The sequence below is a fragment of the uncultured Candidatus Thioglobus sp. genome (genome assembly GCF_963981275.1).
Classification (GTDB): Bacteria; Pseudomonadota; Gammaproteobacteria; order PS1; family Pseudothioglobaceae; genus Thioglobus_A.
This window is the reverse complement of the sequence record NZ_CAXCCZ010000049.1, coordinates 1-6,481: the sequence shown is the minus strand read 5'-3', so window position 1 is coordinate 6,481 and position 6,481 is coordinate 1. Positions and strand designations below refer to the sequence as shown.

9 protein-coding genes are annotated in these 6,481 nt (G+C 41.3%); 1 reads left to right on the top strand and 8 read right to left on the bottom strand.

The window, feature by feature from the left end; genetic code table 11:
* The coding region (locus ABNR88_RS06795) for a DbpA RNA binding domain-containing protein (protein WP_348670219.1) at positions 1-573 on the top strand (573 nt) is incomplete at its 5' end.
* Here the strand turns inward: ABNR88_RS06795 and ABNR88_RS06790 are convergent.
* The 8 genes from ABNR88_RS06790 to ABNR88_RS06755 form a co-directional block, all read right to left on the bottom strand.
* Complete coding sequence (locus ABNR88_RS06790; RefSeq protein ID WP_291929211.1) at positions 570-1,172, bottom strand: 5'-methylthioadenosine/S-adenosylhomocysteine nucleosidase; 603 nt, start codon at positions 1,170-1,172, stop codon at positions 570-572. The two genes, ABNR88_RS06795 and ABNR88_RS06790, sit on opposite strands and share 4 nt — an antisense overlap.
* The gene (locus ABNR88_RS06785; protein WP_291929214.1) at positions 1,165-1,677 is read right to left on the bottom strand and encodes an adenine phosphoribosyltransferase; all 513 of its coding nucleotides are present in this window, start codon (positions 1,675-1,677) and stop codon (positions 1,165-1,167) included. Before ABNR88_RS06785 ends, ABNR88_RS06790 begins: the two co-directional genes overlap by 8 nt.
* 2 nt (positions 1,678-1,679) lie before the next feature.
* Positions 1,680-2,093 carry a hypothetical protein gene (locus tag ABNR88_RS06780; protein WP_291929217.1) on the bottom strand — a complete coding sequence of 138 codons (414 nt, stop codon included), beginning with the start codon at positions 2,091-2,093 and terminating at the stop codon, positions 1,680-1,682.
* 9 nt (positions 2,094-2,102) lie between these two features.
* Positions 2,103-3,644, bottom strand: coding sequence for a bifunctional phosphoribosylaminoimidazolecarboxamide formyltransferase/IMP cyclohydrolase (purH, locus tag ABNR88_RS06775; RefSeq protein ID WP_291929221.1), 1,542 nt, complete (start codon positions 3,642-3,644; stop codon positions 2,103-2,105).
* A 50-nt stretch (positions 3,645-3,694) separates the two neighbouring features.
* Positions 3,695-3,925: a helix-turn-helix domain-containing protein gene (locus ABNR88_RS06770; RefSeq protein WP_291929223.1), complete on the bottom strand. Its 231-nt coding sequence runs from the start codon at positions 3,923-3,925 to the stop codon at positions 3,695-3,697.
* Positions 3,922-4,890, bottom strand: a complete 969-nt coding sequence (gene dusB / locus ABNR88_RS06765; RefSeq protein WP_291929230.1) for a tRNA dihydrouridine synthase DusB — start codon at positions 4,888-4,890, stop codon at positions 3,922-3,924. Before dusB ends, ABNR88_RS06770 begins: the two co-directional genes overlap by 4 nt.
* Positions 4,891-4,904: 14 nt before the next feature.
* Positions 4,905-5,396 carry a peptide deformylase gene (def, locus tag ABNR88_RS06760; RefSeq protein ID WP_291929226.1) on the bottom strand — a complete coding sequence of 164 codons (492 nt, stop codon included), beginning with the start codon at positions 5,394-5,396 and terminating at the stop codon, positions 4,905-4,907.
* 2 nt (positions 5,397-5,398) lie between these two features.
* Positions 5,399-6,481 (bottom strand): FAD-binding protein (locus tag ABNR88_RS06755; protein ID WP_291929228.1); only part of this gene is annotated, 1,083 nt, incomplete at its 5' end.

The following is a 6,481-nucleotide window of genomic DNA, read 5'->3' as shown; positions in this document are numbered from 1 at the left end:
TTTTATGCGCTGGCCATCCATGGCGATCTTGATCAGCGTGAGCGTGATCAGGCATTGATTCGATTTTCTAATAAGAGTGTATCAGTTTTGGTGGCAACTGATGTGGCGGCTAGAGGTTTGGATATTGAGGCGCTTGATTTGGTGGTGAATTTTAATTTAGCACACGATCCAGAGGTGCATGTGCATCGTATTGGTCGAACGGGTAGAGCTGGGCGTAGCGGTATTGCGGCCACGTTATATGGTGATAGAGAAACACGAAAGTTAGACGCATTAGAGATTGAAATTACTGATGATGCTTTGCCAAGTGATGATCTGCTTGATAGGCCGATTAAAAAACCAACCATGACCACACTGAAAATTGATGGCGGTAAAAAACAAAAGCTTCGTCCTGGCGATATTGTTGGTGGGTTGACTGGAAAAGATGGCATTCCGGGATCAGCCATTGGAAAAATAACTGTCTCTAGCAATTGGTCTTACGTTGCTGTAGAGTCAGGCCTGGTTAAATCCGCACTAAAAAAGATTCAAAATGATAAGCTTAAAGGTAGAACTTTCAGAGTGAGAATTCTTAGTTAGATCACTTGTTTAAGCAGGGCGATGGTTTGATCCATGGCGATGGTGAGATTTTTAAATAATTCGGCCTCGCTACTACTATTAGCATCATCAGAAACCCCTTTGATTATCGTAATTGGAAGGTGGTGCTTTTTAGCTACATAAGCAACAGCAAAACCTTCCATATCAACTAGATCAGCATCACTATCAATCTGTTCAATATTGTCAATAAATTGATCGCCCGTAGCAAGGGTTGCTGTATTTTTGACGTGGGCTGGAACAACACAATTTATATCTTGATACATGTCTGGTTGATACTCCTCAAAAGGAATAAAGGCGTCATGTTGAGTAACTGAGCTTACAAAATAAGCCGATCCAACGGGTGTGTTTTTGAGCGCACCCGCCAGACCGATATTAATAAGCCTATCTATGCTTTCATGATTAACTAACACCGATGCTGCCAATGTGCTGGCTACTTTGCCAATGCTAGATTCAATAAGAGTTATTTGTTGATTTTGATAAATCTTGTAGCCTAGATCGGTATTTATTTTTTGAAGATTAAAAGCAGTGACAATCTTATCTACTTCTTCACTCATAGCACAAACAATGCCGATTTTAGTCATAGGCTGTTTGCGTGTTGACTTGGATATCTAGATTATTTCTAGCATTTAAAAAGCTAAGCTCAATGACACACTCAAGTGCGATAACAGTTGCTTCCAGCTCTCTAATAAGCTGAGTTACCGCTTTAACAGAGCCACCTGTGGCCAATAAGTCATCAACAATAAGTATTTTGTCATTTTTCTGAATAGAGTTTTCATGGATTTCAAAAGTATTTTGACCATATTCAAGTTGATAGTCCACACTGATGCATTGGTCTGGCAATTTTCCAGGCTTGCGTACCATGACAAACGGTACACCCATTTTGTACGCCACTGCTGCACCAAAAATAAAACCCCTAGCATCCAGGCCAACAATTTTATCAATAGAGCCTGAACTATATTTGCTGGCAATGTTGTCAACCACATAAGCAAACGCCTTTGGATTGGCTAATAGGGGTGAAATATCTTTAAAAATAATGCCTTTCTTGGGAAAGTTGGCGACATCTTTAATGTAGTGGTCAATATTCATGGCTATTCCTCTAATTCAGAAATATTTAGTATTTCCCAAGTGTCTGAATCATATTCTACTTCATAGCCAACTAGCGCTTTTTCTACTTGATCCCTAAGGACTAGTGGTAATTCCCATACGCGCGTACAACCTAGATAGCCATTGATTTCATGATATGTGTTATCCGAAATGGTGATGTGTCGGCTCAAACCCATTTGTGCAAAGCTGCCCATAACATCATCGATAAATTCAGGTTTTTTTAAAGGGTAGAAATTGATCCGTTCATACATCTTAACCGTGGCAACAGATTCAAGTAGGTTTGCCCTAATGCCTTCTACATCATTGATATCTTGTACCAATTCAGTGACCAGATTTTTTTCTTTATCGATGGTAATCGAGTGAATCATCGGAAAGACAGTTATAGCTTCTACAGACATAATTTTTCCCTAATGTTTAAAGTGACGCATTCCCGTAAATACCATGGCAATGCCGTGCTCATTTGCTGCTGCAATAACTTCCTCATCGCGCATTGAGCCACCCGGCTGGATAATGGCTTTGATGCCAGCCTCCGCTGCAGCATCAATACCGTCACGGAATGGGAAAAAGGCGTCAGATGCCATCACTGAGCCTTCAACCACAAGCCCCTCATCAGCGGCTTTAATACCAGCAATTTTGGCTGAGTAAACGCGAGACATTTGACCTGCACCTACGCCAATAGTCATTTCATTTTTAACGTAAACAATAGCGTTAGATTTGACGGCTTTGGCTACTTTCCAGGCAAATAGTAAGTCTTTGGTCTGTTCAGCTGATGGTGTTAGGTCGGTAACACATTTAATGTCATTTTCGCCAACGACACCAAGATCTTTATCTTGTACTAATAGGCCACCAGTAACACGCTTATAGTCAAGCGATGGTTGGGCGTTAGATAAGTCGCCACATTCTAATGCACGAACATTTTGTTTGGCTGACAACACATCTTTAGCATCGTTATCGATACTTGGTGCGATGATAACTTCAACAAACTGACGGTCGATAATTGTTTGAGCAGTTTTTTTGTCTAACTTTCTATTGAAAGCAATAATTCCGCCAAAAGCTGACGTTGGGTCAGTTTTAAAAGCGTCATCATAAGCCTCAAAAATGTTAGATCGAACAGCAACGCCACAAGGGTTGGCATGCTTAACAATCACACAAGCAGGTGCATCAAAACTGCGTACACATTCTAGAGCGGCGTCTGCATCGGCCATGTTATTGTATGACATGGCTTTTCCTTGGAATTGGGTACTAGATGCAACACATGTTTCGCTGATGTTGTTTTCTACATAAAAAGCCGCATTTTGATGTGGGTTTTCACCGTAGCGCATCGATTGCGTTTTGTGAAATTGTAAATTCATGGTATTGGAAAATCCATCTTCACCTTTGCCTAGGTAGTTAGCAATAGCGCCGTCATACTGAGCTGTATGCTCAAATGTTTTAAGTGCAAGTTTGGTGCGAGTTTCAAGTGTGGTGTCACCTTTGGCGTTGATCTCGTCAATCACTGTTGAATAGTCTGAAGCATCTACAACGACCGTAATAGATGCATGATTTTTGGCGCTAGAGCGCAACATAGCAGGGCCACCGATATCGATATTTTCAATCGCGTCTTCAAGTGTGCAATCAGGGTTAGCAATGGTCGCTTGGAAAGGGTATAGATTAACCACAACCAAGTCAATAGGGTTGATATCGTTATCAGCCATCACTTGCTCATCAAGTCCACGACGCGCTAAGATGCCGCCATGAATTTTTGGATTAAGAGTTTTAACACGACCTGCCATCATCTCTGGAAATCCAGTGTAGTCAGACACTTCAATGACAGGAATGTTGTTGTCTGCTAAAAGCTTGGCAGTGCCACCGGTTGAAAGAATTTCGATATTTTTGTCTGCTAAAGCTTGAGCGAGTTCAAGAATCCCGGTTTTATCAGAAACACTGATTAAAGCACGTTGTATGGCCATTTTATTCCCTTGATAGAAGTGTAATAATTACAAAATGTAATTATAAAGTTTTACAGTTTGTAAAGTTCGATTTTTTTCTTTAAAGTGCCGCGATTCATGCCTAGGATTCTTGCAGCTTCGCTTTGATTTTGCTCAACCATGTCTAATACAAATTTAAGAGTTACGGATTCAGTTTCCTGCATGACCATTTTGTGTACGCCAGACGTCTGTTCGCCAGACAATTGCTCGAAGTAGCGAGTTAATTTTGCATTGATGCAAGCAGGCAAGTCAGTGGGGTTCATAGCTGGTTTAAATAGTTTTCAAAAAGTGTAAATTGTTGTTCACGGTTGGTAATTTTATTGACAGTTTGCCAAAATTGCTGCATATGATTCTTGTCAAGGTGCGTAGCATACCAAAGAATGTGCTTTCTGGCGAGCCTCAATCCCAAAAAATCGCCATAAAAATCATAAATTTGTTGAATATGCTTAAGAATGGTAGTTTTTTTCTCTTCAAGTGGGATTAAATCGGATATTTCTTTGGTGTTAAGGTAGTGGTTAATTTCTGAAAATATCCAAGGATTTCCTTGGGCCGCTCGCCCAATCATAACGCCTGAGGCATTCGTGTAGTCTAATACTTGTTGAGCTTTCTTGGCACTAATAATATCGCCATTAGCAATGACAGGAATGTTAACTTGATTAACGACCGATTTAATGGTGTCGTATTCAGCCATGCCATTATATTTATCCGCCTTGGTACGCCCGTGTACGCTGAGCATCTGGATACCGGCTTGCTCAGCAATTTGTGCAATGGTTGGTGCGTTTTTATTATCAGCATCCCAGCCTGTTCTCATTTTTAAAGTTACTGGAATATTAACGGCCGACACTACTGACTCTAGGATATTTTTGACCAGCACTTCATCCTGCATGAGAGCAGAACCAGAGGCTTTATTGCAGACTTTTTTAGCAGGGCAGCCCATGTTGATGTCAATAATGTCTGCACCAAATTCAACCGCTTTTTGTGCGGAGTGCGCCAGCTCTTGTGCTTCTGATCCTGCGATTTGTATGCTAATTGGGGCTGTTTCACCCTTGAAGTCTAGACGATATTTAGATTTATTGGTGTTAAGTAAATGCGCTTGTATCACCACCATCTCTGAGGTGGTTAGCCCGGCACCTAGAGATTTGCACAGCATTCTAAAAGGCTTGTCACTAGTGCCAGCCATGGGTGCTAGTAGCGCAATAGAGTTAAGCTGATAAGGGCCGACTTGAATTGACACGAGTGGCGTTATTTTTGAGATTTTCTGGTTTTTTCAAGCAAGCGTCTTTGCTTGAGTTTGGATAGATGATCTACAAACAAGATGCCATCTAAATGATCAATTTCATGCTGAATGCACACCCCGAGCAGCTCTTGCGCTTCAAGCTCGAACATCTCGCCTTGTTCGTTGAGCGCTTGGACTTTGATATGGTTTGCCCGGGTTACGCACTCGTAGTAATTGGGTACTGATAAGCAGCCCTCATCCCATTCAAGCTCTCCATCTTTTTCAATAATTTTAGGATTGATAAAACATAGTGGCTGGCTTTTATCTTCTGAAGTGTCGATGACAATTAGGCGAATATGGTGGTCAACTTGTGTTGCCGCTAGTCCAATTCCGGGCGCTTCATACATTGTCTCAAACATATCCTTGACCAAAGAGCGGATGGCGTCATCAACTTTTTCAATCGGCACAGCCTTGGTTCTAAGGCGCTTATCTGGATAATGTAGGATGGGGAGTAACATGGTTATATTATAGTGTTTTTTGCCTGAACAGATTGCTCGGGATGATCTTCGTTGTAGTGCAATCCACGACTTTCTTTTCTAGAGAGTGCAGATTTGATGATAATTTGTGCGGTTTTAACCAGGTTTCTGAGCTCGACTAAATCACTCGATATGAGATATAAACTGTAGTATTCATTAACTTCCATCTCGATTTGATCAAGTCGGTGTTGTGCATAATTTAGACGCCTATCAGATCGCACAATACCAACAAAATTCCACATAATTAGACGCACTTCATCCCATAAATGTGTCACCACCACCTTCTCTTTAGAAGGGGCAACTCGAGAAGCATCCCAGGGGTCAAATTGACAATGGGAAGTTGCCAACACTTGTTGATTAATATCTTGAGCACAAGATTTTGCAAATACAATACACTCCAATAGAGAGTTGCTCGCCATGCGATTTGCACCGTGTACGTTAGTATGTGCGACTTCACCAATGGCATATAAGTTAGTAATATTGGTTAAGCCTTGTAAGTTAGCATCAATACCACCACAAGTGTAATGTGCTGCTGGGACAACAGGAATAGAGGTTTTTAAAATATCTATTCCAAAAGTCAGGCATTTAGAATAGATGGTAGGAAAATGCTGTTTAATCCACTTTTCACCTTTAAATGAAATATCTAAGTAGACACAATCTAGGCCAGCAGATTTCATTTCTGAATCGATCGCTCTGGCGACAATATCTCTAGGCGCAAGCTCACCACGTTCATCGTATTTGTGCATAAACGTTTCACCATTAGGTAGATGAAGTTTGCCACCTTCTCCGCGAATGGCTTCTGAAATCAGAAAAGATTTTGCATGTGGATGGTACAAACAAGTAGGGTGAAACTGGGCAAATTCCATATTCACGATCTGACAACCTGCACGACTTGCCATGGCAATACCGTCTCCGGTTGAGGTATCGGGATTAGAGGTGTAGAGGTAAACTTTGGAAGCGCCTCCTGTTGCCAGTATGGTTTTATGAGCGATAAAACTTTCAACTTGATGTGTGGCTTTATTTAAGATATAAGCGCCACAGCATTGCCCGTCTTGCATGAGTAGATC

Excerpts from the sequence above, each read along its gene's own strand:
- ABNR88_RS06770 (WP_291929223.1), bottom strand. The coding sequence starts at position 3,925 with ATGAACCCCACTGACTTGCCTGCTTGCATCAATGCAAAATTAACTCGC.
- ABNR88_RS06780 (WP_291929217.1), bottom strand. The coding sequence starts at position 2,093 with ATGTCTGTAGAAGCTATAACTGTCTTTCCGATGATTCACTCGATTACC.
- ABNR88_RS06790 (WP_291929211.1), bottom strand. The coding sequence starts at position 1,172 with ATGACTAAAATCGGCATTGTTTGTGCTATGAGTGAAGAAGTAGATAAG.
- purH (WP_291929221.1), bottom strand. The coding sequence starts at position 3,644 with ATGGCCATACAACGTGCTTTAATCAGTGTTTCTGATAAAACCGGGATT.
- ABNR88_RS06785 (WP_291929214.1), bottom strand. The coding sequence starts at position 1,677 with ATGAATATTGACCACTACATTAAAGATGTCGCCAACTTTCCCAAGAAA.
- def (WP_291929226.1), bottom strand. The coding sequence starts at position 5,396 with ATGTTACTCCCCATCCTACATTATCCAGATAAGCGCCTTAGAACCAAG.